Below are 24,066 nucleotides of genomic sequence, written 5' to 3'. Positions count from 1 at the left end.
AAGCCCGCCAACGGGCAGACCATCCAACCAATTGGGAGATTATCCGGATGAACGAACAACTCACTCACATGGCCGGTCAGGTCACAGCCGGAAAGCTGACCCGCCGCGAATTCATGGGGAAAGCGGCCGCTCTGGGTGTATCCGCGGCGATGGCCAGCACCATGTTCGCCGATGCCGCCCGCGCGGCAGGGCCTAAGAAGGGCGGCGACCTGAAATTCGGCCTGCAGGGCGGCGGTTCGACTGACTCGCTGGACCCGGCGACCTATGCCAGTTCGGTTCCCTATATGAACGGCAAGCAGTTCGGCGATCAGCTTGTCGAGGTCGCGCCCGACGGAACGATCGAGCCGCGTTTGGCAGAAAGCGTCGAGGGCTCCTCGGATGCGAAAGTCTGGACATTCAAACTGCGTCAGGGGGTCGAATTCCACAACGGCAAGACCATGACCAGCGAGGACGTGCTGAAGACCATGCAGCGTCATTCGAACGAGGATTCGAAGTCCGGGGCGCTGGGGGTCATGAAAGGCATCGAGTCGATGAAGGCCGATGGCGACAACTTTCAGATCACACTGACCGAGTCGAACGCCGACCTGCCCTACCTCATGGCCGACTATCACCTGATCGTACAACCTGACGGCGGTATGGAGGATCCAGGCGCAGGCATCGGCACCGGCCCCTACCAGTTAGAGGTCGACGAGCCGGGTGTGCGCCATGTCTTCAAGAAATTCGAGAACCATTGGAACAGCGATTTTGGCAACTTTGACACCGTTGAAATGGTCGTCATTAACGATGCGACGGCGCGAACCGCCGCGCTGCAATCCGGTCAGGTCCATGCCATCAACCGGGTTGAACCCAAAGTCGCCGATCTGCTGGGTCGTGCGCCCAACCTGACCGTACATTCCACCGCCGGCCGCGGCCATTACGTGTTCATCATGCATTGTGACACCGCGCCGTTTGATGCCAACGAACTGCGTATGGCGTTGAAATACGCCATCAACCGCGAAGAAATGGTGGACAAGATTCTGCGTGGTTATGGCTCGATCGGGAATGATATGCCGGTCAATGTTTCATATCCCTTGTTTGACGAAACCATCGAACAACGCGAGTTCAGCCTCGAAAAGGCGGCTGAGCACTACAAGAAATCGGGCCATGACGGCTCGCCCATCGTGCTTCGGGTTGCGGATGCAGCCTTCCCGGGCGCCGTGGACGCGGCTGCGCTGTTCCAACAGACTGCCGCGCAAGCGGGAATTCCCTTGGAAATCAAGCGTGAGCCGAATGACGGCTATTGGTCCGAAGTCTGGAATGCTCAGCCGTTCTGCGCGTCCTACTGGACCGGACGCCCGGTGCAGGATCAAATGTACGCAACCGCCTATCTGTCGAGCGCTGACTGGAATGACACCCGCTTCAAGGTGCATGCCTTCGACGACATGCTATTTGCGGCACGCGCCGAACTGGACCCTGAAAAACGCAAAGGCCTATACAGCCAGATGGGCCGGATGGTTCGCGACGAAGGCGGCCTGATCTGCCCGATGTTCAACGACTTTGTCGAGGCGGTCAGCAACCAACTGGACGGTTGGGAAACGGATCCGAACTATGAACTGATGAACGGCAATATGTCGCGCAAGATGTGGTTCGTGTAATACGGGCCACGGATAATGCATCCTATCATCAAACTGGTTTCCCAGCGCCTTGCGCTGGGACTCCTTTTGCTGTTTGGTGCTTCGGCCCTGATATTTGGCATGACCGAAGCCCTTCCCGGAGACGCCGCGCAAGCCGTCCTGGGGCAGTCCGCAACCCCCGAGGCCCTGGCCAATCTGCGCGAAGAGATGGGTCTGAACCGCCCTGCCCTGACCCGCTATTTCGAATGGCTGGGCGGTATCGTTCAGGGTGATCTGGGGCAATCCCTGACCAACAAGCTCGACATCGCAGAATCCATCGGCGGCCGTCTGAGCAACACGCTTTTCCTGGCCTTCTGGGCGGCCATCGTGTCGGTCCCGCTGGCCATTTTTCTCGGTCTGCTGGCGGTGCGCTATCGCAACCGTTGGCCCGACAAGCTGATCTCGGCGGTGACGCTGACGACCATTTCGATCCCCGAGTTCCTGATCGGCTACGTGCTGGTCTACTTCATCGCGGTGAAGCTGGGCCTGTTCTCACCGCTGGCGATGATCAACGACAGCATGTCGCTTGGGCAAAAGCTGAATTCGATCGCCCTGCCCGTTCTCGTGCTGACCATGGTGGTTCTGGCGCATATGATGCGCATGACGCGCGCCGCGATCCTGAACGTGATGCAATCGGCCTATGTCGAGACGGCGGAACTGAAGGGCCTGAATAACTTCAAGATCATCTACCGCCACGCGCTTCCCAATGCGGTCGCGCCGATCGTCAACGTGGTGATGCTGAACCTGGCCTATCTGGTTGTCGGCGTTGTCGTGGTCGAGGTGGTGTTCGTCTATCCCGGCATGGGGCAGTACCTTGTGGACCACGTGACCAAACGTGACGTTCCGGTGGTTCTGGCCTGCGGCGTGATCTTTGCCGCGATCTATATCGGGCTGAACATGGTCGCTGACATCGTTGCCATTCTGGCCAACCCGAGGCTGAGGCATCCGAAATGAAGAATATCCCAATCTCTGCAATGATCGGGCTGGGCTTTACCGGCTTGTATTTCTTCATCGCGATCTTCGCGCCTCTGCTGGCCCCTTACGGCATGGCCGAGGTGGTCGGCGACGTGTGGGAGCCGTCAAGCTCGCAGTTCTGGCTGGGCACCGACAACATTGGCCGCGATCTTCTCAGCCGCATGATCTATGGCGGGCGCACGACGATCTTCATCGCAACGGCGGCGACGATCCTCAGCTTTGTCACCGGCTCGATCCTGGGCTTTCTGGCCGCCGTGCTGGGCGGCTGGGCCGATCAGGTCATGTCGCGGACCGTGGATCTGATCATGTCGATCCCGACACTGATCAGCGCCTTGGTGGTTCTGGCCATGGTGCCGGTCACCATCCCGGTTCTGATCATCGTCATGGGCCTGCTGGATTCGACCCGTGTCTATCGTCTGGCCCGCGCGGTCGCGGTGGACATCGCCGTGATGGACTATGTCGAAGCCGCCAAGCTGCGGGGTGAGGGCCAGTCGTGGATCATCTTCCGCGAGATTCTGCCCAACGCCCTGTCGCCGCTGGTGGCGGAACTGGGGCTGCGCTTCATCTTTTCGGTTCTCTTCGTCTCGACCCTGTCCTTCCTGGGTCTGGGCGTTCAGCCGCCGCTGGCGGATTGGGGCGGTATCGTGAAGGAAAACAAGGACGGTATCGTCTATGGCATTGGTGCTGCGCTTTATCCCGCGGTCGCCATCGCGACGCTGGCGATCTCGGTCAACCTTGTGGCGGACTGGGTCCTGAACCGCACCACATCGCTGAAAGGAGGCCGGGGATGAGTGATACCCTTCTCAAGGTCCGCGACCTCAAGATCGGCGCGACCGTCTATCCGCCGGGTGAGAAACCCCATGACATCGAAATCGTGCACGGGGTCAGCTTTGACCTCGAACGCGGCAAGGTGCTGGGGCTGATCGGCGAATCCGGGGCCGGTAAATCCACCATCGGTCTGGCGTCCATGGCCTATGGCCGGGGTGGTGTTGAAATCACCGGGGGCGAGGTCTGGGTCAATGGGCGTGATATTCTGAAAACGTCCCAAGGCGATATCCGCAAACTGCGCGGGGGTGAAGTCACTTATGTGTCTCAATCCGCTGCGGCGTCTTTCAACCCTGCCAAGAAGATCATGGATCAGGTGGTCGAGGCCGCGGTCGAACAGAAGAAGTTCAGCCGCAAAGAGGCCGAAGCCCGCGCCCGAGAACTGTTCGCCAAGCTGGGTCTGCCCGACCCTGACAATATCGGCGAGCGGTACCCGCATCAGGTCTCGGGCGGGCAGTTGCAGCGCTGCATGACGGCGCTTGCCTTGTGCCCTGAACCCGATCTGGTGGTGTTTGATGAACCCACCACTGCGCTGGACGTGACCACGCAGATCGACGTGCTGATGGCCATCAAAGAGGCCATCGCGGATACCGGTGTTGCGGCGCTCTATATCACGCATGACTTGGCGGTCGTGGCGCAGGTCAGCGACGACATCATGGTGCTGCGCATGGGCGATACGGTCGAATACGGGACCACCGACCAGATCATCAACAACCCGCAAGAGGACTATACCAAGGCGCTGGTCTCGGTCCGGTCCATCGAGCATGAAGAAAAACAGCCGACACCGGAACCGGTGCTGCAGGTCGACGGCATCACGGCGCGCTACAAGGGGCTGAATTTCGACGTGCTGCACAACGTCAATGTCGAGCTTCATCCGGGGCAGACCTTGGCGGTTGTGGGCGAATCCGGCTCGGGCAAATCCACGTTGGCACGGGTGATCACCGGCCTGCTGCCGCCCCGCGATGGTGAGATCACGTTTGCCGGGCGCAAGCTCAGCCCTGATCTGAAGGGACGCACCCGCGAGGACCTGCGCGAGTTGCAGATGATCTATCAGATGGCCGATGTGGCGATGAACCCGCGTCAGACCGTCGGCACCATCATCGGACGTCCGTTGGAGTTCTACTTCAACATGCGCGGCGCCGAAAAGCGCAAGCGGATCATCGAACTGCTGGATGAGATCGAGCTGGGCGAGAAGTTTATCGATCGCTATCCGGCGGAACTGTCCGGCGGCCAGAAACAGCGTGTCTGTATCGCCCGGTCACTGGCGGCCAAGCCCAAGATGATCATTTGTGATGAGGTCACCTCGGCGCTGGACCCGCTGGTGGCGGATGGCATTCTGAAACTGCTGCTGGACCTGCAGAAGATCGAGGATGTGGCCTATCTGTTCATCACCCACGATCTGGCCACGGTGCGCGCCATCAGTGACAGCATCGCGGTGATGTATCAGGGCCGCGTGGCGCGGTACGGTTCGAAATCGCAGGTGCTGAGTCCGCCGTTTGACGACTATACCGACCTGCTGCTCAGTTCTGTCCCCGAGATGCATCTGGGTTGGCTGGAAGAGGTCGTCGCCCATCGCAAGATGGAAAGCGCCGGGAACTGACCCCCGCGCGTAACGGTTTCATGAAACTTCGAAATCCCGGCACATCGGTGTCGGGATTTTGCTATTCCGGGCGTGAACAGGCATCCCTCGGGTCGCGAATCTCCTAGGGTCAGCCTCAGCACTAAATCAGAAGGGCCCAAGGCATGGACCGCAAATTTCTTCTCATCATTCTGGACGGCGTCCCATGGCGCAATTTCCGCCGCCTGTTCGGCAATCTCGAAGGCTGGGTCGACAGTGGAGAAGCGCGGGTCTGGAAGTTGCGCGCGGTTCTACCTTCGACCTCGGCCAGTTGCTATGCCTCGATCCACACCGGGGTCACCCCGCAAGAGCATGGCTGCACCGGCAACGGCAATGTCTTCCGCCTGAGCCATAAGGACGTATTCAGTCAGGTGCGTGAAGCCGGAGGCGTGACCGGGGCCGTCACCCACAGCTATTGGTCGCAATTCTTCAACCGCCACCCCTTCGACTATGTGCGCGACGTGGAATATGACGAGCCCGAGAGCAAGACCATCAACCATGGCCGTTTCCACTCGATGACCGGGTACAACGCGGCGAACCAGATGACGCCTTGCGACGTGGATCTGTTTGCCTCGCTGACCAACCTGTGCCTGCGCTTTGGGCTGGACTACGGCATCCTGCATACCTGCACGTTGGACAGCATGGGCCACCGGTTCTTCCACGACTGCCAAGAGATGGACCACGCCTGTTTCGTGATGGACGAGATGCTGGCCCCCTTCATCCCCCGCTGGCGGCAGTTGGGGTACGACGTGATCGTCACCGCCGACCACGGCCAGGACGAGCGCGGCCACCACGGCGGTCGCAGCGCGCTGCAACAGGAAACCGCGCTGTATTACTTCGGAGACGCCCAAGGCCCCGAGGCGGACGCGGTGATCGACCAGCTACAACTGGCACCGACGATCCTGACGCGCATCGGGGCACCTTTGGCTGGGACAATGAAAGCGGAACCGTTCTTGCGGTGAAGGAACACTCCGTTCGCTTGCACTACAAACAATGCGTTCTTATCAAACAGTTTCTTGCGCATCAATGAGCCCGATGGAAACCGCGCCGCTTAACAGGTCAGGAGCAATGAGGTGACCCAACGATCTGAGTTCCTTCGACGGGGGAATCAGGTCAGGAACCTGAACGGTCGAAGCACCTGAGGCGACGGCTGCGCGCGTTCCCGTGTCGCTGTCTTCGAAAGCAACACAATCCGAGGCGAGATATCCAAGTTGCCTAGCTGCCTTGTGATAGACTTCGGGGTCTGGCTTGCGCCGCGTGACCATATCCCCGCCGATTACAAAATCGAAATATGCAAACAGCCCGGCCGACTTTAGTTGCGCACCAGCTGTCTGGGTATCTGTCGAAGTTGCAACAGCCAAAAGATGTCCCTTGCCGGAAAGCAATTCAGCAAGCGCAAGAGCGCCATGTTTGACTGGAACCTCAAGCGCAAGCGCAGCATCAATTCTCTGGTCCCATTCTCTGTTGAACGCATCAAACCCGACCCTGCCGCCAAGGCTGTCGCGAATAATGCGATCCGGTTCGTCCCCTCGCAGCCCAACACATCGCAGAAATGTTTCAGGACTATCAGGCAATGAGAACGCCCGCCGCGTCGCGACAAAACAATCAAGACAGACTTTCTCGGTATCCAGCAAAAGGCCGTCCATATCGAAAATCACTGCGGGTAAAGTCATGAATGAACCATCCGATGCATATTAGGCGCGTCCGTCCTGTGCTGCTTGGCAAGCAAACTCTCTTTCAACAGAATACGTTGATGTGGACAACGCGCCAGTGTCCCAGAAGCAACCAGAGCCCAAGTGCTAGTCGTAAGACCAGATCCCCTGCCCCAACGCTTCAATCGCTACCGATATCCGCTCAAAGCTGTTTGCGGCGCGTCTGACGGTTGTCCGGGCGCGCAGGTAGCCGTGGATCAGGCCGGGTTCGTTGATCCAGTGCGCCTGCCCTCCGGCGGCGGTGATCTGGTGGCAATAGGCGGGACCGTCATCGCGCAGCGGATCGCAATCGGCAGTCACGACGACCGTTGGGGGCAAGCCCGAGAAATCGTCATCCTGCAGGGGCGCAAATGTCGGGTCGTTGTCGGGCACTTCGCCCGCGCAGCGGAGAGTTTGGTAGAACAGCACATCATCGCGCGTCAGCATCGGCGCGTTGGCGTGTTCAAGATAGGACCCCTGCCCCGTGTCACCGCCCAACCCCGGATAGATCAGCACCTGCCCCAGCACTGTGTCCAACCGCCCCCGAGCATGATGCGCGACAGCGGCGGCGAGGTTGCCTCCGGCGCTGTCTCCGGCCAGAACCAACGGGTCGCCGAATTCCTGCACAGCCCAGTTCGCGGCTGCCCAACTGTCCTGAAACTGCGCCGGGTGGACGTGTTCCGGGCAGAGCCGGTAATCCACCGAAACAACACGGTATCCCGTCTGCGCGCATATCTCGGCGCAGACATCATCATGGCTGTCCAGACCACCGACAACAAACCCTCCGCCGTGGAAATAGACGACGCTGCGGGTTGGAACACCTGCTGAGTAGATGCGCACGGGTACGCCATCTGCGTCGCTGTCCTGCGCCTCGACCCCCGGTGGCCGGGGTTGGCGAAAGTCCTGACACATTGCGTCATAGACGCGGCGCTGATCCGCGATGGACATGCCCACCGCGTCGTCGGGATAGCTTTCGGCGGTACGACGTATGAACGCCCAGGTTTCTTCGTCGATCAGGCGTTCATAGTCCATTGTCCCTCCGGAGGTTTACTCAGACCACTCCCACGGCCGGGTGAATGATCCCAGCACCTTGGCGACATCGTCCTCGGAAGACCCGTTCGCGTCAAGCTGCGCGACAAGGCCGCGTTTCTTGTCGTCGATGACAGACACGACACGGGCACCAACGCCTGCAGTTTCCAGCGCGCCGTTATAGATGCGGGTGATCGCCTGCTTGCGCAGGTCGGGTTTGAACACCTTGCCCACTGCAGTCTTTGGCAACTCATCCAGAATGGTCATGTGCTTGGGCTGCGCCGCGCGTTCGTGGACGTGGACTTTGCAATAGTCCATCAGCTCTTTTTCGGTGACCGACGCGCCATCGACCAGTTCGACAAATGCGCAGGGCACCTCGCCCGAATGCGCATCCGGCTGGCCGATAGCTCCGGCAAAGGCGACGGCTTCGTGACCCAGCAAGGCCTCTTCGATCTCGGCCGGGTCGATGTTGTGACCGCCGCGGATGATCAGATCCTTGGCGCGCCCGGTGATCCACAGATAGCCATCCTCGTCAAACCGGCCCAGATCGCCAGTGCGCAGGTATGTGTCGAAATGGTAGAGATTGGTGTTCTTGTCAGCCTCGGTATAGGTGTTGCCCGGGAAGACACCGGGGTTCGAGATGCAGATCTCGCCGATCTCGTCCGTGCCGCATTCCTTGGGTCCGTCCGGGCCATCCTGCAGGATTTTGACATCTGTGTAGGGGAAGGGAATGCCTATCGAACCAATTTTCTTCTCGCCATCCACCGGATTGCACGAGACCAGACAGGTGGCCTCGGTCAGGCCGTAGCCTTCTACGATGGTCACGCCGGTGGCCTCTTCAAAACGGCGGAACAGTTCCACCGGCAGCGGGGCCGAGCCCGAAAACGCGGTCTTGACGCTTGAGATATCCGCATCCACCGGACGCTGCATCTTGGCCGAGATTGCCGTCGGCACGGTGATGATGAACGAAACCTTCCAGCGTTCGATCAGTTTCCAGAAGTTGTCGAACACCCCGTCGCCGCGATAGCCCTGCGGGGTTGGGAAAATCACATGCGCACCCGAGGACACGGCCGCCATCACGATCACATGCACCGCAAAGACGTGGAACATCGGCAGCGGGCACATGATCACGTCGTTTTCGTCAAACAACAGCGTCTGGCCCAGCCAGCCATTGTAGATCAGGCCTGAATATTTGTGCTGCGCCACTTTCGGCATACCGGTGGTGCCGCCGGTGTGAAAGTAACACGCGACGCGGTCTTCGGTGCTGTCTTCGAATGTCAGTGTTTTAGGCTGCTTGTTCAACTCGGCATGGAAATTCTTGTAATCCGCATGGGCCAGTTTTTCCTTATCGCCCATCTTGGGGCGCAGGAACGGGACCAGCCAGGATTTGGGCGGCGTCAAATAGCGGTTCAGGTCAATCTCGAGGATGGTGTTGACCCGGGGCGCGTGGCGCACGGCTTCTTCAACCTTCTGAGCCACATCGGTCTTGGGGAAGGATTTGAGCGTGACCACCACTTTGGCCTTGGTCTCGCGCAGGATCGCCGCGATCTGCTCGGGTTCGAGCAGCGGGTTGATCGGATTCACGATCCCCGCGACCGCACCGCCCATCATGGTGACCAGCGTCTCGTTACAATTGGGCAGCACATAGGCAACCACGTCCTTCTCACCCACACCCAAGGATCGGAACAGGTTGGCCGCCTGATTGACCTGCCCCAGCAGTTCGGACCATGTCAGCGTCTCAGCCTTGTCAGTCGGGCCCGAGAACAACTGAAAGCTGATCGCCTTGTGGTTCGGGAATTTGCCCGCCGTCCGGGACAGCAATTGATGAAAGGTGACGGGCACATCCCGGTCCTCCCACGCCATCTCTTGCTCGATGCGTGCCTTGTCTTCGAATCCCACAAAGGCCATGTGGCTCCTCCCCTATGTCTCCCGTGTTGTGCACGGGCTTATGTCTCGCCCCAAGATGGAAGCAAAACCGTATCCGCGCAAGCAAGGGCTTAGCGGTCAGGTCAGGGAAAATGTAGAATGACGCTACGGCGAAACGCGATGTGCCCGCACGTCACTTTATTCAGCGGCCACCCCGTCGGTGAACTGAAGACGGGCCAGACGGGCATATAGACCGTCCTGCGCAACCAGATCGTCATGGGTGCCTTGCGCCACGATGCGGCCCGCCTCCAGCACGATAATCCGGTCGGCCTTCTTAACGGTCGCCAGCCGGTGCGCCACGATCAGGGTCGTGCGCCCAGCCCGCATGGTATCAACGGCCCCCTGCACCGCCCGTTCGCTTTCCGCGTCCAGCGCCGAGGTCGCCTCGTCCAGCAGCAACACCGGAGCGTCCCGCAAGATGGCCCGCGCGATGGCGATGCGTTGCTTCTGACCGCCCGACAGCATCACGCCGCGCTCACCGACAAAGCTGTCATAGCCTTCGGGCAGGGCCGAGATGAACTCATGCGCTGCGGCGGCCCGGGCAGCGGCCTCGACCTCGGCATCCGTCGCGTCGAGGCGGCCAAAGCGGATGTTCTCACGCGCCGAGACGGCAAAGATCACCGGGTCCTGAGGGACCAGCGCCATGTGCTGTCGGAATTCGGCGCGGTTCAGGTCGCGCAGGTCCAGCCCGTCAAGGCTGACCTGACCCGCATCGGGGTCATAGAACCGTTGGATCATCTGGATCACGGTTGTCTTGCCCGCGCCCGAGGGGCCGACAAAGGCCACGGTTTCCCCCGGTTTGATCTGCAGCGAGAACTGATCCAGCGCCACGATATCGGGACGCGCGGGATAGTGGAACGTCACATCGTCAAAGCGCAGTTCGCCGCGCAAGGGCGCAGGCAGGGCTGTGGCTTGTGACGGATCGTTGACCGTGTCCTGCGCGTTCAGCAGTTCCACCAGACGCTCGGTGGCCCCCGCTGCACGTTGCAATTCGCTCCAGATTTCCGACAAGGCAGCGACCGAGCCCGCCATGATGATCGAATAGATCACGAACTGGATCAGCACGCCTTCGGTCATGATCCCGTTGCGCACATCATTCGCGCCCATCCACAGGACGCCGACGATGCCCGAGAAAACCAGAAAGATCACGATCACGGTCAGCACAGCGCGCGTCTGGATGCGGCGCAGAGAAACTTCGTACGAAGTTTCTGTCATCGCGGCGAACTGGGTTCGGCTGGCCTGTTCATGGGTAAAGGCCTGCACGGTCTGAACCGCGCCCAGCGCCTCGCCCGCATTGCCCGAGGAGGCAGCGATCCAGTCCTGATTTTCCCGGCTGATAACTCGTAGTCGGCGGCCCAGCACCAGAATCGGTACGATTACCAGCGGAATCAGCAGCAAGACCATCCCGGTCAGCTTGGCCGATGTCAGCAGCATCAACACCAGCCCGCCCACAAACATCAGAAGGTTGCGCAAAGCGATCGACACCGACGAGCCCAGCACTGACTGGATCAGGGTGGTGTCGGTGGTGATGCGGCTCAGGACCTCTCCGGTCATGATGCGTTCGTAAAATTCGGGGCTCATCCCGATTACGCGGTCGAACACGGCTTTGCGGATATCAGCCACCACCCGCTCGCCCAGCCGGGTCACCAGCGCATAGCGGATGCCGGTGCCGATGGCGAGGATACCGGCGATGCCGAGGGCGGCCAGAAAGTACCAGTCCAGAAGCTCACCGTCTTCGATGCGGAAATTGTCGACCACGCGGCGCACCGCCAGCGGCAGCGTCAGCGTCATGCTGGCCGTCAGGATCAGCGCCAGCGTCGCGCCGAACATCAGCAGCCGATAGGGCTTCATGAACGGCCAAAGCGATCTGAGGACGCCGATTTTCTTGGACGCGGCCCGTTCTTCATTGGCACCGGGCGCCGGTGTGTTCGCTGGACTGGCGGAGCGTGTTCTTGCCATGTCTGGCCCTTGTGTCGTGGTCGTCGCCCGGATCAGGCATCAATCCACGCTTCTTGGCGGCACAGGCCCCTGGGGTCAAGCTTTGGGCGCAACTCGGGCAGCAATCCGGGCCTTTTGACGCAATCATCTTTGGGGGGAAAGAACTGGAGCGGGCGGCGGGAATCGAACCCGCGTCATTAGCTTGGAAGGCTAAGGTCTTACCACTACACAACGCCCGCTCAACACTAGGGCTGACTATTCGATGCGCCAGCAGGCGTCAAGAAGCGAAATCACCCGTTTGCCCGCTTTTGCCGTCTCGGGTTTTCCCGCTCCCGGCAGCGATCACGAAAATGTGTTATGGTGCGGAAATCCGCGCACCTGGGGTGCATAGGCGGAGTTATTGTGGGGGATTTGAAATGACTGACTTTGACCTCGGCACCTATCGCCGTGCCATTACCACGTCTTCGACGGACGCTCAGCATCACTTCGATCAGGGGCTGATCTGGCTGTTCGGCTACAATCACGAAGCGGCTGCCACTTGTTTCGAAAAAGCCATCGAACATGACCCGGGCTGCGGCATGGCACATTGGGGTGTCGCCTATGCCATTGGCCCCAACTATAACAAGCCATGGGAATTTTTTGAGCCTGACGAGAGGGTTGCAACGCTTGAGCGGGCCCACAAGGCCATCGCCGACGCCATGGCCCTGCGCGGCACGGTGACACCGGTCGAGGCTGCTATGATTGAGGCGATCTCGCACCGGTTCCCCACCGATCCCGAGATCGAGGATTATGGCCCGTGGAACGACGCCTTTTCGGATTCGATGCGCAAGGTCTATGCCGATCATTCCGGCGATCTGGACGTTGCCGCGGTCTTTGCCGAAGCCATGATGAACCGCACACCCTGGCAGCTTTGGGACCTCAAGGGTGGTGTCCCGGCCGAGGGGGCCTCGACCACCGAGGCGCAGGCGGTGCTGGAAACGGCGTTCGACACCCTGCCCGGCGCGTGGGATCACCCCGGCCTGTTGCATATGTATATCCACCTGATGGAGATGTCGCCGACACCCGAAAAGGCGTTGCGGCATGGCGACCGGCTGGTCGATCTGGTGCCCGAAAGCGGACATCTGGTGCACATGGCCACGCACATCGATGTGCTGTGCGGCGACTATCAGAACGTCGTCTGGCGCAATCACCGCGCGGCCCAGGTCGACAAGAAATACGAGGCAATAGCGGGGGGCGAGAACTTCTATACCGTCTACCGCGTCCACAACGTGCATTTTGAGGCTTACGGTGCCATGTTCCTCGGCCAGCCGGACAAGGCGCTGGCTGCGTCCGAGGAACTGATGCGGATGCTGCCCGACAACGTGGTCCGGTTCTTTCCCGACCTGTTCGAATCCTTCTATGGCAAGAAGATCCACGTCATGGTTCGGTTCGGCATGTGGCAGCAGATACTGGACGAACCGATGCCTGCGGATGCCGAGCTTTACAGCTATACCACCGCCGCCATCCACCAGGCGCGCGCGGTGGCGCTGGCCAATCTGGGCCGCGAAGCCGACGCCAGGGCCGAGCGTGAACGGGCGGTTCAGGCCCGCAAAGCCGTGCCCGAAAGCCGTCTGGTGTTCAACAATACCGCCGATGACGTTCTGCTGATTGGCGAGGCGATGATGGATGGTGAGATCGCGTTCAAATCCGGCGACCAAGAGGGCGGTCTGGCGCACCTGCGCCGCTCGGTCGAGCTGGATGACAATCTGGTCTATGACGAGCCTTGGGGCTGGATGCAGCCCACCCGGCACGCACTTGGCGCGCTGCTTATGGAGGCCGGGCAGCTCACCGAGGCCGAGGCGGTCTATCGCGCCGATTTGGGGCTAGACGATACGCTGGCCCGCGCCTGTCAGCACCCGGGAAATATCTGGAGCCTGCACGGCCTGCATGAATGCCTTGTCCGCCGCGGCGAAGACACCGAGGCCCGGCACATCAAGCTGCAACTGGATCAGGCCGCCGCGCGCGCGACGGTGCCAATTCACGCCTCATGCTATTGCCGCAGCAAGGCGCAGGCAGCCTGACACCGCATGGGTCAAGCGATAAGTCGCTTGGCCCATGATCCGATCCCTCCGGCTGTTATTCTCCTGTCATATTTCCGCCCTAGATGGTCCGAAGGTTTCACTTCAGACAGCGCGGAGCTATCCATGAACGACATCGACCCCACCACATTGTCCGCAGACGATTGGGACGAACTGAACTTCCCCCGCCCCGAAGAAAACGACTTTGACCGCGTGGTCGAAAGCGCCATCTCACGCCGGGGCTTTCTGGCCGGTGTTGTGGCCTTTGGCTCTGGTGCTGCAGCTATGGGAGCGGGCCTTATGGGCTCGACCTCGGCACAGGCGCAGGCGGCGTCGCGCTTTGCGTTCACCCCGATCCCTGCCCAGACCGATGGCACCGTGCATGTGCCGGAAGGCTATGAGTGGAAGATGCTGATGCGCTGGGGCGATCCGCTGTTTTCTGAGGCCGATGGCTATGACCTGACCGATGGCGGTGCGGTCGAGAACTCGGACAAGGTCTTTGGTGAGAACACCGACGGGATGGAAACCTTCTCGTTCCAGGGTCACGAGCTGATCGCCATCAACCATGAATACCCGAACCGCAAGATCAACCTACCCGCCGCGCAGGAAGGCGTTCCTGCCAACGCCGGAGACGTTCTGAAATTCCAGAACATTCAGGGCGTGACCGTGATGGAAATCGCCGAAGGCCCCGAAGGCTGGTCCGTCGTGAAAGACAGCCCCTTCAACCGCCGCATCCACCATAACACGCCGATGAAGATCGTCGGCCCCGCCGCCGGTCATGATCTGCTGAAGACCGAGGCCGACCCGACCGGTACCGCCTCGCTGGGCACCATGAACAACTGTGGCTCGGGCAAGACGCCGTGGGGCACCTATCTGACCTGCGAAGAGAACTTTAACGGCTACTTTGGCTCGTCGGACGAAAACGCCAGCTATGACCCCAAGGTCGCGGACGGCATGAAACGCTATGGCATCAACGCCGAAAGCTGGAACGGGTATGAGTTGTTCGATCCGCGCTTTGACATCTCGAAAAACCCCAACGAGCCGCACCGTGCGGGCTGGATCGTCGAGATTGACCCGACCAAGCCAGACAGCACGCCGGTCAAGCACACCGGTCTGGGCCGCTTCAAGCACGAAAATGCCGAGGTTACGCTGGCCGCAGACGGTCGCGTGGTGGTCTATATGGGCGACGATGAGCGGGGCGAATATCTGTATAAGTTCGTCTCGAACGCGGCCTATGCCCCCGGTGTCGATACTGAGGCGCTGCTGAACGACGGCACGCTCTATGTCGCGAAGTTCAACGACGACATGAGCGGTGAGTGGCTGCCCCTGACGCCGGAAACCACCGGCATGGACCCGGCCGAGATCCTGATCTTCACCCGAATGGCCGCGTCGGCAGCAGGCGGCACCACCATGGATCGCCCGGAATGGGTGGCCTCCAGCCCCGTCGCGGTCGAGGCCTATTGCTGCCTGACCAACAACAAGAACCGTGGTGTAAAGCCGAATGCGGGTGGCGACGATACCTCGGCCAACGGCCCCAACCCGCGCGATGCCAACAAATACGGCCAGATCGTGCGCTGGCGTCCGGCTGAAGATGATCACGCGGCCACCGGTTTCGACTGGGATCTCTATGTCATGGCGGGCAACCCGACCGTGCATTCGGACGACAAGGCCGGATCCGCCAATGTGAACGAGGGCAACCTGTTCAACTCGCCCGACGGCATGGCCATCGACTCGACCGGTTTGGTCTGGATCCAAACGGACGGCAATGACGACAACGAGGAAGACTTCGCAGGCAACGGCAACAACCAGATGCTGGTTGGCGACCCTGTGACCGGCGAGATCGTGCGCTTCATGACCGGCCCGAACGGGTGCGAGGTCACTGGTCTGGCGTGGTCGACCGACCTGCGAACCATGTTTGTCGGCATCCAGCACCCGGGCAGCAACTGGCCCGATGGCGGCACGCCGCGCTCGTCGGTGATCGCGATCAAGCGCACCGATAACGGGCTGGTCGGCTAAGCACTTCGCATCTTAGGACGCCCCTGAACGCGGGTTCGGGGGCGTTTTTCGTTTCGGGTCAGATATCCTGCCCCGGCGGATCAAGCAGCCCACCGGGGGCAAGCAACGCGCGCTCAGCCAGCCACGGGTTCAGCTCAAGTGCATAGGTCAACGCCTCCCGCGCCTCCTCCAACCGCTTCAGCCCCAGCAACGACAACGCCCGCCCGCTCAGCGCGGCCACATGGTTCGGCGACAGCGCAATCGCCCGGTCCAGATCGACAAGGGCCGCGCCATAATCCTGCTGCAGATAATGGGCAAAGGCCCGCTGGTTATACCCTTCGGCATAGTCGGGGCAGTAGGCGACCAGCGCGTCAAACTCGGCCAACGCACCGGCCAAATCCCACGCCTCGCGCAGCGCCATGCCGCGATCCAGCAGGGTTTGCGACCGCGCATCCGGCGCATCGGTCCACAGCTGCCACATCTGACCGGAGATACCGCGCGCCTCGCCCTCGGACGTCGCCCCCTGCGCCTGCGCGATCAGGGCGTCGATGCCCGAGATATGATCCGGGGCTGCCGGACACTCGGCAGACGCCTGTGTTGCGGCGAGCATAAGAAAAAGAGCGGATGCAAGTTTCATCCCCTCTAACCTGATCCCCGGCGCGTTCAGGTCAACCGCTTTCTAACGGACCAAGCAACCCGGCCTCTTTCACCGCCTCCATCGCCACGAAGGTCGACGTACTAGCCACATGCGGCAGGGATGAGATTTTCTCGGCCAGTACAGCACGGTATTCCGACATAGAACGCGTGCGGATTTTCAGCAGATAGTCGAAATTGGACGCGATCATATGCGCCTGTTCGATTTCACCGATACGGCGCACCGCTGCATTGAACTCGGCCAGTGCCTTTTCGCGGGTATCGGTCAGGCGCACCTCGACGAAAGCCACATGATCCAGCCCCAGACGGATCGGATCCAGCATGGCGCGATAGCCGGTGATGACCCCGTCCGCCTCAAGCCGCTTGAGCCGCGCTTGCGTGGGCGATTTCGACAACCCGATCCGGCGTGCCAGATCTGCCACCGAAATCCGGCCATCTTCGGCCAGCGCGGTCAGGATCGCCTGATCGAAACGATCCAGGCCGGATAAGTCCTTTTGCACTCCATACCTCCCAAAAATCAGTCCATCCGACCATACAGGTGGAAATTTCAGTCCATTCTCCTGCTGAGCCATAGATATATTAGACAAAACCTCCGGAGTATATATGTCACACAGTCTGCGCACCAGAATCGACACCCAAACCTATGCCGACCCGGCCATCGTTCTGGACGCCCTGATCGCCCAGGCCGATCTCGCGCCAGCCGACCGCACGGCCATCTGTTCGGCCGCGGCCCAGTTGGTGCGTGATATCCGCTCCAGCACCTCGCCCGGCATGATGGAGGTGTTTCTGGCCGAGTATGGCCTGTCCACCGACGAAGGCGTTGCGCTGATGTGTCTGGCCGAGGCATTGTTGCGGGTGCCCGATGCCGATACCATTGATGCGCTGATCGAAGACAAGATCGCACCCTCGGACTGGGGCAAGCATCTGGGGCAGTCGTCGTCGTCGCTGGTCAACGCCTCGACCTGGGCACTGATGCTGACGGGGCGGGTTCTGGACGAAGACAAAGCCTCGCCCGTCGGCGCGCTGCGCGGTGCGATCAAGCGTCTGGGTGAGCCGGTGATCCGCACCGCGGTCAGCCGCGCGATGAAGGAAATGGGCCGCCAGTTTGTGCTGGGCGAAACCATCCAATCGGCCATGAAGCGCGCCAAGGGGATGGAGGACAAGGGCTACACCTATTCCTACGACATGCTGGGCGAGGCCGCCCGGACCGAGGCCGACGCCGCCCGCTATCACCTGTCCTATTCCCGCGCCATTGCCGCCATTGCCGAGGCCTGCATTCACAAGGACATCCGCGAAAACCCCGGCATCTCGGTCAAGCTGTCGGCGCTGCATCCGCGTTACGAACTGGCGCAGGAGCAGCGGGTGATGGACGAACTGGTCCCCCGTCTGCGCGCGCTGGCGCTGCTGGCCAAGGCGGCGGGCATGGGGTTGAACGTCGACGCGGAAGAGGCTGACCGCCTGTCCCTGTCGCTGCAGGTCATCGAAGAGGTCATGGCCGAACCTGCGCTGTCAGGCTGGGACGGGTTCGGCATCGTGGTGCAGGCCTACGGCCCGCGCGCCGGGCTGGTGCTGGACACGCTCTATGAGATGGCTGAACGTCATGACCGCAAGCTGATGGTGCGGCTGGTGAAGGGCGCGTATTGGGATACCGAGATCAAGCGCGCTCAGGTCGAGGGTGTAGATGGTTTTCCGGTCTTCACCCAAAAGGCGGCAACGGATGTGTCCTATATCGCCAATGCCCGCAAACTGCTGGGCATGACCGACCGCATCTATCCGCAATTCGCCACCCATAACGCCCATACGGTCAGCGCTATCCTGCATATGGCCGATGACCAGCCGTTCGAATTCCAGCGCCTGCACGGGATGGGTGAGACGCTGCATCAGATCGTGCGCGATCAGCAGACCTCACGCTGCCGCATCTACGCGCCCGTTGGCGCGCATCGCGACCTGCTGGCCTATCTGGTGCGGCGTCTGCTGGAAAACGGGGCGAATTCATCCTTCGTGAACCAGATCGTGGATGAGGACGTCGCCCCCGAAACCGTTGCCGCCGACCCGTTCCTGTCGGTGCAGACACCAGCCGCACCGCTGCCAACCGGGCCCGAGCTGTTTGCGCCAGAGCGCCCGAACTCGAAGGGGTTCGACCTGCACCACACGCCGACGCTGGACCGGATCGACATCGCGCGCGATGCGTTCCGCGCGCATCACTGGTACGCACGGCCGTTGTTGTCTGATGACGCTCAACCCTTGGCCGACGTCCCGGTGATCAACCCCGCGCAACCGCAGGACCGTCCCGGCTCGGTCGCCGCAGCTAGCCCCGAGGATGTGGAACTGGCGCTGGCCAGCGCCTGCCCGTGGCAAGCCCCGGCTGAGACACGCGCCGCAGCGCTCAACAAGGCCGCTGATCTGTATGAGGCGCATTACGGAGAGCTGTTCGCCCTGCTCGCCCGCGAGGCTGGAAAGTCCCTGCCCGATGCGGTGGCCGAGCTGCGCGAAGCGGTGGATTTCCTGCGTTATTATGCGGCCAACATTCCCGCCGCCAAACCCGCCGGAATCTTCACCTGTGTCAGCCCATGGAACTTCCCGCTGGCGATCTTCACCGGGCAGATTTCGGCGGCACTCGCCACCGGCAACGCCGTGCTGGCCGCCCCGGCCCCACAAACGCCGCTGATCGCGTACCGCGCTGTCCAGTTGCTGCACGAGGCGGGCGTTCCACGCGATACGCTGCAATTGTTGCCCGGCGGTCCGACTGTGGGTGCAGCACTGACATCGGACGAACGCGTCTCGGGCGTGGCCTTTACCGGCTCAACCGCGACGGCATTGAAAATCCGTTCGGCCATGGCCCAGCATATGCGCCCCGGCACCCCGCTGATCGCCGAAACCGGTGGCCTGAACGCCATGATCGTCGACAGCACCGCCCTGCCGGAACAAGCCGTTCAGTCGATCATCGAAAGCGCTTTCCAATCCGCAGGCCAGCGCTGCTCGGCCCTGCGCTGCCTCTATCTGCAGGAGGACATTGCCGAGGATGTTCTGACCATGCTGCAAGGCGCAATGGACGCCCTGAACGTCGGTGAGCCGTGGCTGATCTCAACCGATTGCGGCCCGGTCATCGATGAGCAAGCCCGACAAGGCATCGCGGATCACGTCGCCAAAGCCCGCGCCGAGGGCCGGGTTCTGAAAGAAATGCCCACACCGCCCGAGGGCACGTTCATCGCACCCACCCTGATCGAAATCCCGGACATCTCGGCGCTGGAACGCGAGATCTTTGGCCCGGTGCTGCATGTCGCGCGTTTCAAGGCGCAGGAGATCGACAAGGTCATCGCGGATATCAATGCCACCGGCTATGGCCTGACCTTCGGCCTGCACACCCGCATCGACGACCGGGTCCAGCATGTGACCGAGGCCATCCACGCAGGCAACATCTATGTCAACCGCAACCAGATCGGGGCGATCGTGGGCTCTCAGCCCTTTGGGGGCGAGGGTCTGTCGGGGACCGGCCCCAAGGCGGGAGGGCCGAACTACATGGCTCGGTTCTGTGCACCGGATCGGCAGACAAGTTCGACAAACTGGGAAACTGCGGCAGAACCCGGCGCGCCCGAGGGGCATCCCGTGCCGCCGCTCACCCAGTCTCTGCCCGGCCCCACCGGGGAATCGAACCGCCTTACGGAATACGCCCGCGCGCCACTGTTATGCATGGGCCCGGGGGCAGAGGCCGCGCAGGCGCAGGCCGATGCGGTCAAGGCTTTGGGCGGGACGGCGATCCGGATGACCGGAGCATTGGATCTGCACCGGCTTGAAAACCTGACCGGATTTGCGGGCGTTCTGTGGTGGGGGGATGACGAGACCGCCCGCCAGATCGAACAGCATCTAGCCCGGCGCGACGGCCCGATCATCCCGCTGATCCCCGGCAAGCCCGACCGCGCACGGGTTCTGGGAGAGCGCCATGTCTGCGTCGACACCACCGCCGCCGGAGGCAACGCCGCCCTTTTGGGAGGTGCGGCATAACCGGACCTTGACGCTGGGCGGCGAAAGGCCCAGCGTCGCGCCATGTTTCCGATCCGTGACCATAACCCCTCGGGGCGTACTCCGTTCGTTGTTTACGCCCTGCTGGCCGCCAACATCCTGATCTTCCTCAGCTATGTGGGGATCATGGAGGATGCGCGGCTGCTCAACCGGTTCTATTTCGACTATGCCGTCATTCCCGCGCGCATCTCGGACGGCTTTGCGCTTGAAACGCTCGTCACCTCGATGTTCCTGCACGGGGGCTGGATGCATCTGGCCGGGAACATGCTGTTTCTGTGGATTTTCGGCGACAATCTCGAAGACGAGATGGGGCACATGCCGTTTTTGCTGTTCTATCTGCTGGCCGGTATCGGCGCAGGGCTGATCCATGTTGTCTCGGCCCCCGGTTCTGTGGTTCCCACGATCGGAGCATCAGGTGCGATTGCCGGGGTAATGGGCGGCTATCTGCTGCTGTTCCCGAAAGCGCGTGTGGATATTCTGCTGATCCTGATCGTCTATTTCCGCGTCTTCACCATCCCTGCTTTTGTCATGCTGGGCGTCTGGCTGGGTCTTCAGTTCATGGGCAGCCTATCCAGCGACCCCGATCAGGGCGGCGTCGCCTATTGGGCCCATACCGGAGGGTTCTTTGTCGGGCTGATCCTGTGCATTCCGCTATGGCTCAGGCGCGGCGGTACAGGGTTCTGGAACCGCACGCATGGCCATCCGCCGCATCCCGAGCAAAAATACAAACTGTCCCCGTCGCGCATCCCGAAAGTGCCCCGACGCTAACGCGCCGGAGAGCGAGCCGCGTAGGGACCCGGGGCGTATCAGCCCCGGATCACCTTGGCGAAGTTTTCAAAGATGGGTTCGTTGGCGCAGATCAGTTCGCCGTCTTCAAGCACGCTGCCCTCGGGGTTCAGCGCCTGAACAAAGCCACCGGCCTCTTTGACGATGATGATCCCGGCGGCGACGTCCCAAGCGTTCAGGCGACGCTCCCAAAAGCCTTCGTAACGACCGGCGGCCACGTATGCCATATCCAGCGCCGCAGCCCCCCAGCGACGCACACCGGCGCAGGTCGGCATCAGCCGCGCAAGATCCTGCAGGGTGGCAGGCAGGTCTGACCGACCGCCAAAGGGTAGCCCGGTTGCAAAGATCGACTCGATCATGCGGTGACGGCCCGACACACGGATGCGGGTGTCGTTCATCCACGCCCCTTCGCCCTTTTCGGCAAAGAACATCTCGTCCTTGGCGGGGTCATAGATCACGCCCGCGACGATCTTGCCTTTATGTTCCAGCGCGATGGAGATCGCCCAATGCGGCAGACCGTGCAAGAAGTTGGTGGTGCCATCCAGCGGGTCCACGATCCAGCGGCGGGTCGGGTCCTCACCATCCTGTCCGCCGCCTTCCTCGCCCAGCCAGCCATAGGTCGGGCGCGCACCCATCAGTTCTTCTTTCAGGATGTTTTCGGCGGCGATATCGGCCTTGGACACAAAATCGCCCGCGCCCTTCATCGACACCTGCAGATTCTCGACTTCACGGAAATCCTTGACCAGAGACCGCCCCGCCTTGCGCGCGGCCTTGATCATGATGTTGAGATTTGCGCTGCCAACCATTGTTTCTGGGCTCCTGTCCGGTCAAGCTGCGCGTATACTGCTGCAATTCAGCCTTGCCAAGAGCAATGATGCACAAGACCGCCTGCTACTGGGCCTGCAGCTTGCGCGCCTCGGTCCGGGCCAGTTTGACCAGCTCCTGCACAAAGGGCTTTTCAAGATCTTCGCGGCGCACCGCCGCATAAAGCCGGCGGGTGATCCCCTCTTTGGTCAGCGGACGGGTGACATAGTCGGAATTGTACTTCACCTCGCGCACCACCCAGTCGGGCAGCACCGAGATACCGCGGTTCGAGGCCACCAACAGCAGGATCACGGCGGTCAGCTCGACCTGCCGGATCGTGGCCGGTTCGACCCGGGCGGGGATCAGCAACTGGCTGAACACGTCCAGACGGGTGCGTTCCACCGGATAGGTGATCAGGGTCTGGCCCCGGAAATCCTCGGGCTCGATATAAGGTTTTTCAGCCAGCGGGTGCGACGAGGCCGCGACGAAGACGGCATTGTAGTCGAACAGTTCCACGAACTCGACGCCCGGCAGGTCCTCGGGGTCGGATGAGACGACCAGATCAACCTCCTCCTTCTGCAGGGCGGGCAGCGCGTCGAAAGCCAGGCCCGGGCGAATGTCCACGTCTACATCCGGCCAGGACTTGCGGAACCCCTCGAGCACCGGAAACAGCCATTCGAAACAGGCATGACATTCAATCGCGATATGCATCCGTCCCGTGCGGCCATCGCGCAGGGATGAGAACTCGTGCTGCATCGCCTCGACCTGCGGCAGGATCTGATCCGCCAACCGCAGCAGGCGCAGACCGGCTGCAGACAGCTTCATAGGCTTGGACCGGCGCAGGAACAGTTCAACCCCGGCCTGATCCTCTAGCCCCTTGATCTGGTGGCTCAGCGCGGATTGCGTGATGTTCAGCTGGTCCGCAGCGCGCGCCAGCCCGCCGCATTCGTGGATGGCCTTGATCGTACGCAGATGACGGAATTCGATATGCATATCTCATGCAACTCATGTTGTTCTTGAATAATATGAGTTTGTCTCACAATGCATCTGATGGCACAAGTGCAGAAACGACAGATACAGAGGCCACGATGACCCAGCCTGAGATTTCATTCGAATTTTTTCCGCCCCAATCGCTGGAGGCCTCGTTCCGTCTGTGGGACACCGTGCAGACGCTGGCCCCGCTCGAGCCGCGTTTTGTATCGGTCACCTATGGCGCGGGCGGCACCACACGCGAGTTGACGCGTGATGCGGTTGCGACGCTGCATAAATCCTCGGGCCTGCCGGTTGCCGCTCATCTGACCTGCGTCGACGCAACCCGCACGGAAACCTTGGCGATTGCCGACACTTTCGCCGAGGCTGGCGTGCGCGACATCGTGGCCTTGCGTGGCGACCCGCCCAAAGGGCAGGACCAGTTTGTGCCGCATCCGGACGGATTCGCTGACTCGGTCGAGCTGATCTCGGCCTTGGCTGAAACCGGCAAATTCAACATCCGGGTCGGGGCGTATCCTGATATCCATCCCGAAGCGAAATCCGCCCGTACCGATGTGGATTGGCTGAAGGCCAAGCTGGACGCAGGCGCGGACGAGGCGCTAACGCAGTTCTTCTTCGAGGCCGAGACCTTTTTCCGCTTCCGCGATGCATGCGAAAAAGCAGGGATCGACAAGCCGATCGTGCCCGGCATCCTGCCGATCGAGAACTGGAGGGGGGCACGCCGCTTTGCCCAGCGCTGCGGCACGCGCATTCCGACCTGGGTCGAGCGTGCCTTTGACAAGGCCGTCCGCGATGACCGCGAAGACCTGCTGGCCACCGCGCTGTGTACCGAACTCTGCTCCGAGCTGATCGACGGCGGCGTGGACAAACTACATTTCTACACGCTCAACCGTCCCGAGCTTACCCGGGATGTCTGTTTTGCCCTCGGCATCACGCCCCGGGCCGATTTGCAGAACGTGGCCTGAGCACCGGCCCGAAGACGCGGGGCGTGAGGCGAGATTTTATACCCGGCGGCGATGCGACCATCGCCGCCGTATCTGTTTGAGGACAATTGCGACAACCGCCCGAAAACTGTTGCACAGCCCAGCACTAATACCCCGTAAAAT

General features: G+C 61.4%; 18 protein-coding genes and 1 tRNA gene. 10 read left to right on the top strand and 9 right to left on the bottom strand.

All coding sequences use genetic code 11. From position 1 onward, the window contains the following. Positions 1 to 47 precede the first annotated feature (47 nt). The 5 genes from ACR1XV_RS10565 (at position 48) to ACR1XV_RS10545 (ending at position 6,032) form a co-directional block, all read left to right on the top strand. Positions 48 to 1,634, top strand: a complete 1,587-nt coding sequence (locus ACR1XV_RS10565) for an ABC transporter substrate-binding protein (RefSeq protein ID WP_480531043.1) — start codon at positions 48 to 50, stop codon at positions 1,632 to 1,634. Positions 1,635 to 1,649: 15 nt separating this feature from the next. Further along, complete coding sequence (locus ACR1XV_RS10560; protein ID WP_480531041.1) at positions 1,650 to 2,606, top strand: ABC transporter permease; 957 nt, start codon at positions 1,650 to 1,652, stop codon at positions 2,604 to 2,606. After that, positions 2,603 to 3,418, top strand: a complete 816-nt coding sequence (locus ACR1XV_RS10555) for an ABC transporter permease (protein ID WP_480531039.1) — start codon at positions 2,603 to 2,605, stop codon at positions 3,416 to 3,418. Before ACR1XV_RS10560 ends, ACR1XV_RS10555 begins: the two co-directional genes overlap by 4 nt. Beyond that, the gene (locus tag ACR1XV_RS10550; RefSeq protein ID WP_480531037.1) at positions 3,415 to 5,052 is read left to right on the top strand and encodes an ABC transporter ATP-binding protein; all 1,638 of its coding nucleotides are present in this window, start codon (positions 3,415 to 3,417) and stop codon (positions 5,050 to 5,052) included. Before ACR1XV_RS10555 ends, ACR1XV_RS10550 begins: the two co-directional genes overlap by 4 nt. 143 nt (positions 5,053 to 5,195) lie before the next feature. After that, positions 5,196 to 6,032, top strand: a complete 837-nt coding sequence (locus ACR1XV_RS10545) for an alkaline phosphatase family protein (protein ID WP_480531035.1) — start codon at positions 5,196 to 5,198, stop codon at positions 6,030 to 6,032. 42 nt (positions 6,033 to 6,074) lie between these two features. Here ACR1XV_RS10545 and ACR1XV_RS10540 read toward each other — a convergent pair whose 3' ends face one another. From ACR1XV_RS10540 to ACR1XV_RS10520, 5 genes are all read right to left on the bottom strand, one after another. Next, positions 6,075 to 6,743, bottom strand: coding sequence for an HAD family hydrolase (locus tag ACR1XV_RS10540; protein ID WP_480531033.1), 669 nt, complete (start codon positions 6,741 to 6,743; stop codon positions 6,075 to 6,077). Between the two features lie 126 nt (positions 6,744 to 6,869). Continuing rightward, positions 6,870 to 7,793, bottom strand: coding sequence for an alpha/beta hydrolase (locus tag ACR1XV_RS10535; RefSeq protein ID WP_480531031.1), 924 nt, complete (start codon positions 7,791 to 7,793; stop codon positions 6,870 to 6,872). 15 nt (positions 7,794 to 7,808) lie between these two features. Continuing rightward, entirely contained in the window at positions 7,809 to 9,698 is a 1,890-nt protein-coding gene (locus ACR1XV_RS10530) for an acyl-CoA synthetase (protein ID WP_480531029.1), read from the bottom strand. Positions 9,699 to 9,854: 156 nt separating this feature from the next. Continuing rightward, positions 9,855 to 11,675, bottom strand: coding sequence for an ABC transporter transmembrane domain-containing protein (locus ACR1XV_RS10525; RefSeq protein WP_480531027.1), 1,821 nt, complete (start codon positions 11,673 to 11,675; stop codon positions 9,855 to 9,857). Positions 11,676 to 11,819: 144 nt separating this feature from the next. Further along, positions 11,820 to 11,893 (bottom strand) — tRNA-Gly (locus ACR1XV_RS10520). Positions 11,894 to 12,070: 177 nt separating this feature from the next. On the opposite strand from ACR1XV_RS10520, the gene ACR1XV_RS10515 reads away from it, so the two are divergent. Beyond that, positions 12,071 to 13,714, top strand: a complete 1,644-nt coding sequence (locus ACR1XV_RS10515; protein WP_480531025.1) for a hypothetical protein — start codon at positions 12,071 to 12,073, stop codon at positions 13,712 to 13,714. A 123-nt stretch (positions 13,715 to 13,837) separates the two neighbouring features. After that, complete coding sequence (locus ACR1XV_RS10510; RefSeq protein WP_480531023.1) at positions 13,838 to 15,727, top strand: PhoX family protein; 1,890 nt, start codon at positions 13,838 to 13,840, stop codon at positions 15,725 to 15,727. A 58-nt stretch (positions 15,728 to 15,785) separates the two neighbouring features. Here the strand turns inward: ACR1XV_RS10510 and ACR1XV_RS10505 are convergent, their stop codons facing one another. Beyond that, complete coding sequence (locus ACR1XV_RS10505; RefSeq protein WP_480531021.1) at positions 15,786 to 16,343, bottom strand: tetratricopeptide repeat protein; 558 nt, start codon at positions 16,341 to 16,343, stop codon at positions 15,786 to 15,788. 31 nt (positions 16,344 to 16,374) lie between these two features. Next, on the bottom strand, positions 16,375 to 16,860 hold the full coding sequence (locus tag ACR1XV_RS10500; protein WP_480531019.1) for an Lrp/AsnC family transcriptional regulator: 486 nt from the start codon (positions 16,858 to 16,860) through the stop codon (positions 16,375 to 16,377). A gap of 103 nt (positions 16,861 to 16,963) precedes the next feature. On the opposite strand from ACR1XV_RS10500, the gene putA reads away from it, so the two are divergent. Then, the gene (gene putA, locus ACR1XV_RS10495; RefSeq protein ID WP_480531017.1) at positions 16,964 to 20,362 is read left to right on the top strand and encodes a bifunctional proline dehydrogenase/L-glutamate gamma-semialdehyde dehydrogenase PutA; all 3,399 of its coding nucleotides are present in this window, start codon (positions 16,964 to 16,966) and stop codon (positions 20,360 to 20,362) included. A 42-nt stretch (positions 20,363 to 20,404) separates the two neighbouring features. After that, complete coding sequence (locus tag ACR1XV_RS10490; protein WP_480531015.1) at positions 20,405 to 21,148, top strand: rhomboid family intramembrane serine protease; 744 nt, start codon at positions 20,405 to 20,407, stop codon at positions 21,146 to 21,148. Positions 21,149 to 21,186: 38 nt separating this feature from the next. Here ACR1XV_RS10490 and ACR1XV_RS10485 read toward each other — a convergent pair whose 3' ends face one another. Both ACR1XV_RS10485 and ACR1XV_RS10480 read right to left on the bottom strand, forming a co-directional pair. Continuing rightward, positions 21,187 to 21,972 carry an inositol monophosphatase family protein gene (locus ACR1XV_RS10485; protein ID WP_480531013.1) on the bottom strand — a complete coding sequence of 262 codons (786 nt, stop codon included), beginning with the start codon at positions 21,970 to 21,972 and terminating at the stop codon, positions 21,187 to 21,189. An 85-nt stretch (positions 21,973 to 22,057) separates the two neighbouring features. After that, complete coding sequence (locus ACR1XV_RS10480; protein ID WP_480531011.1) at positions 22,058 to 22,963, bottom strand: LysR family transcriptional regulator; 906 nt, start codon at positions 22,961 to 22,963, stop codon at positions 22,058 to 22,060. A gap of 95 nt (positions 22,964 to 23,058) precedes the next feature. Between ACR1XV_RS10480 and metF the strand changes: the two genes are divergently transcribed. After that, a complete protein-coding gene (gene metF, locus ACR1XV_RS10475; RefSeq protein ID WP_480531009.1) occupies positions 23,059 to 23,925 on the top strand; it encodes a methylenetetrahydrofolate reductase [NAD(P)H] in 867 nt (288 codons plus the stop codon). The last annotated feature ends 141 nt before the right edge of the window (positions 23,926 to 24,066 follow it).

It is taken from the genome of Ruegeria sp. AD2(2025), from assembly GCF_056542385.1.
The sequence above is the reverse complement of the archived record's forward strand: the minus strand, read 5'-3'. Positions and strand labels throughout refer to the sequence as shown.

What these genes read in the sequence shown, in the direction of transcription:
- ACR1XV_RS10565 (WP_480531043.1), top strand. Translation starts at nt 48, where the DNA reads ATGAACGAACAACTCACTCACATGGCCGGTCAGGTCACAGCCGGAAAG.
- ACR1XV_RS10560 (WP_480531041.1), top strand. Translation starts at nt 1,650, where the DNA reads ATGCATCCTATCATCAAACTGGTTTCCCAGCGCCTTGCGCTGGGACTC.
- ACR1XV_RS10555 (WP_480531039.1), top strand. Translation starts at nt 2,603, where the DNA reads ATGAAGAATATCCCAATCTCTGCAATGATCGGGCTGGGCTTTACCGGC.
- ACR1XV_RS10550 (WP_480531037.1), top strand. Translation starts at nt 3,415, where the DNA reads ATGAGTGATACCCTTCTCAAGGTCCGCGACCTCAAGATCGGCGCGACC.
- ACR1XV_RS10545 (WP_480531035.1), top strand. Translation starts at nt 5,196, where the DNA reads ATGGACCGCAAATTTCTTCTCATCATTCTGGACGGCGTCCCATGGCGC.
- ACR1XV_RS10540 (WP_480531033.1), bottom strand. Translation starts at nt 6,743, where the DNA reads ATGACTTTACCCGCAGTGATTTTCGATATGGACGGCCTTTTGCTGGAT.
- ACR1XV_RS10535 (WP_480531031.1), bottom strand. Translation starts at nt 7,793, where the DNA reads ATGGACTATGAACGCCTGATCGACGAAGAAACCTGGGCGTTCATACGT.
- ACR1XV_RS10530 (WP_480531029.1), bottom strand. Translation starts at nt 9,698, where the DNA reads ATGGCCTTTGTGGGATTCGAAGACAAGGCACGCATCGAGCAAGAGATG.
- ACR1XV_RS10525 (WP_480531027.1), bottom strand. Translation starts at nt 11,675, where the DNA reads ATGGCAAGAACACGCTCCGCCAGTCCAGCGAACACACCGGCGCCCGGT.
- ACR1XV_RS10515 (WP_480531025.1), top strand. Translation starts at nt 12,071, where the DNA reads ATGACTGACTTTGACCTCGGCACCTATCGCCGTGCCATTACCACGTCT.
- ACR1XV_RS10510 (WP_480531023.1), top strand. Translation starts at nt 13,838, where the DNA reads ATGAACGACATCGACCCCACCACATTGTCCGCAGACGATTGGGACGAA.
- ACR1XV_RS10505 (WP_480531021.1), bottom strand. Translation starts at nt 16,343, where the DNA reads ATGAAACTTGCATCCGCTCTTTTTCTTATGCTCGCCGCAACACAGGCG.
- putA (WP_480531017.1), top strand. Translation starts at nt 16,964, where the DNA reads ATGTCACACAGTCTGCGCACCAGAATCGACACCCAAACCTATGCCGAC.
- ACR1XV_RS10490 (WP_480531015.1), top strand. Translation starts at nt 20,405, where the DNA reads ATGTTTCCGATCCGTGACCATAACCCCTCGGGGCGTACTCCGTTCGTT.
- ACR1XV_RS10485 (WP_480531013.1), bottom strand. Translation starts at nt 21,972, where the DNA reads ATGGTTGGCAGCGCAAATCTCAACATCATGATCAAGGCCGCGCGCAAG.
- ACR1XV_RS10480 (WP_480531011.1), bottom strand. Translation starts at nt 22,963, where the DNA reads ATGCATATCGAATTCCGTCATCTGCGTACGATCAAGGCCATCCACGAA.
- metF (WP_480531009.1), top strand. Translation starts at nt 23,059, where the DNA reads ATGACCCAGCCTGAGATTTCATTCGAATTTTTTCCGCCCCAATCGCTG.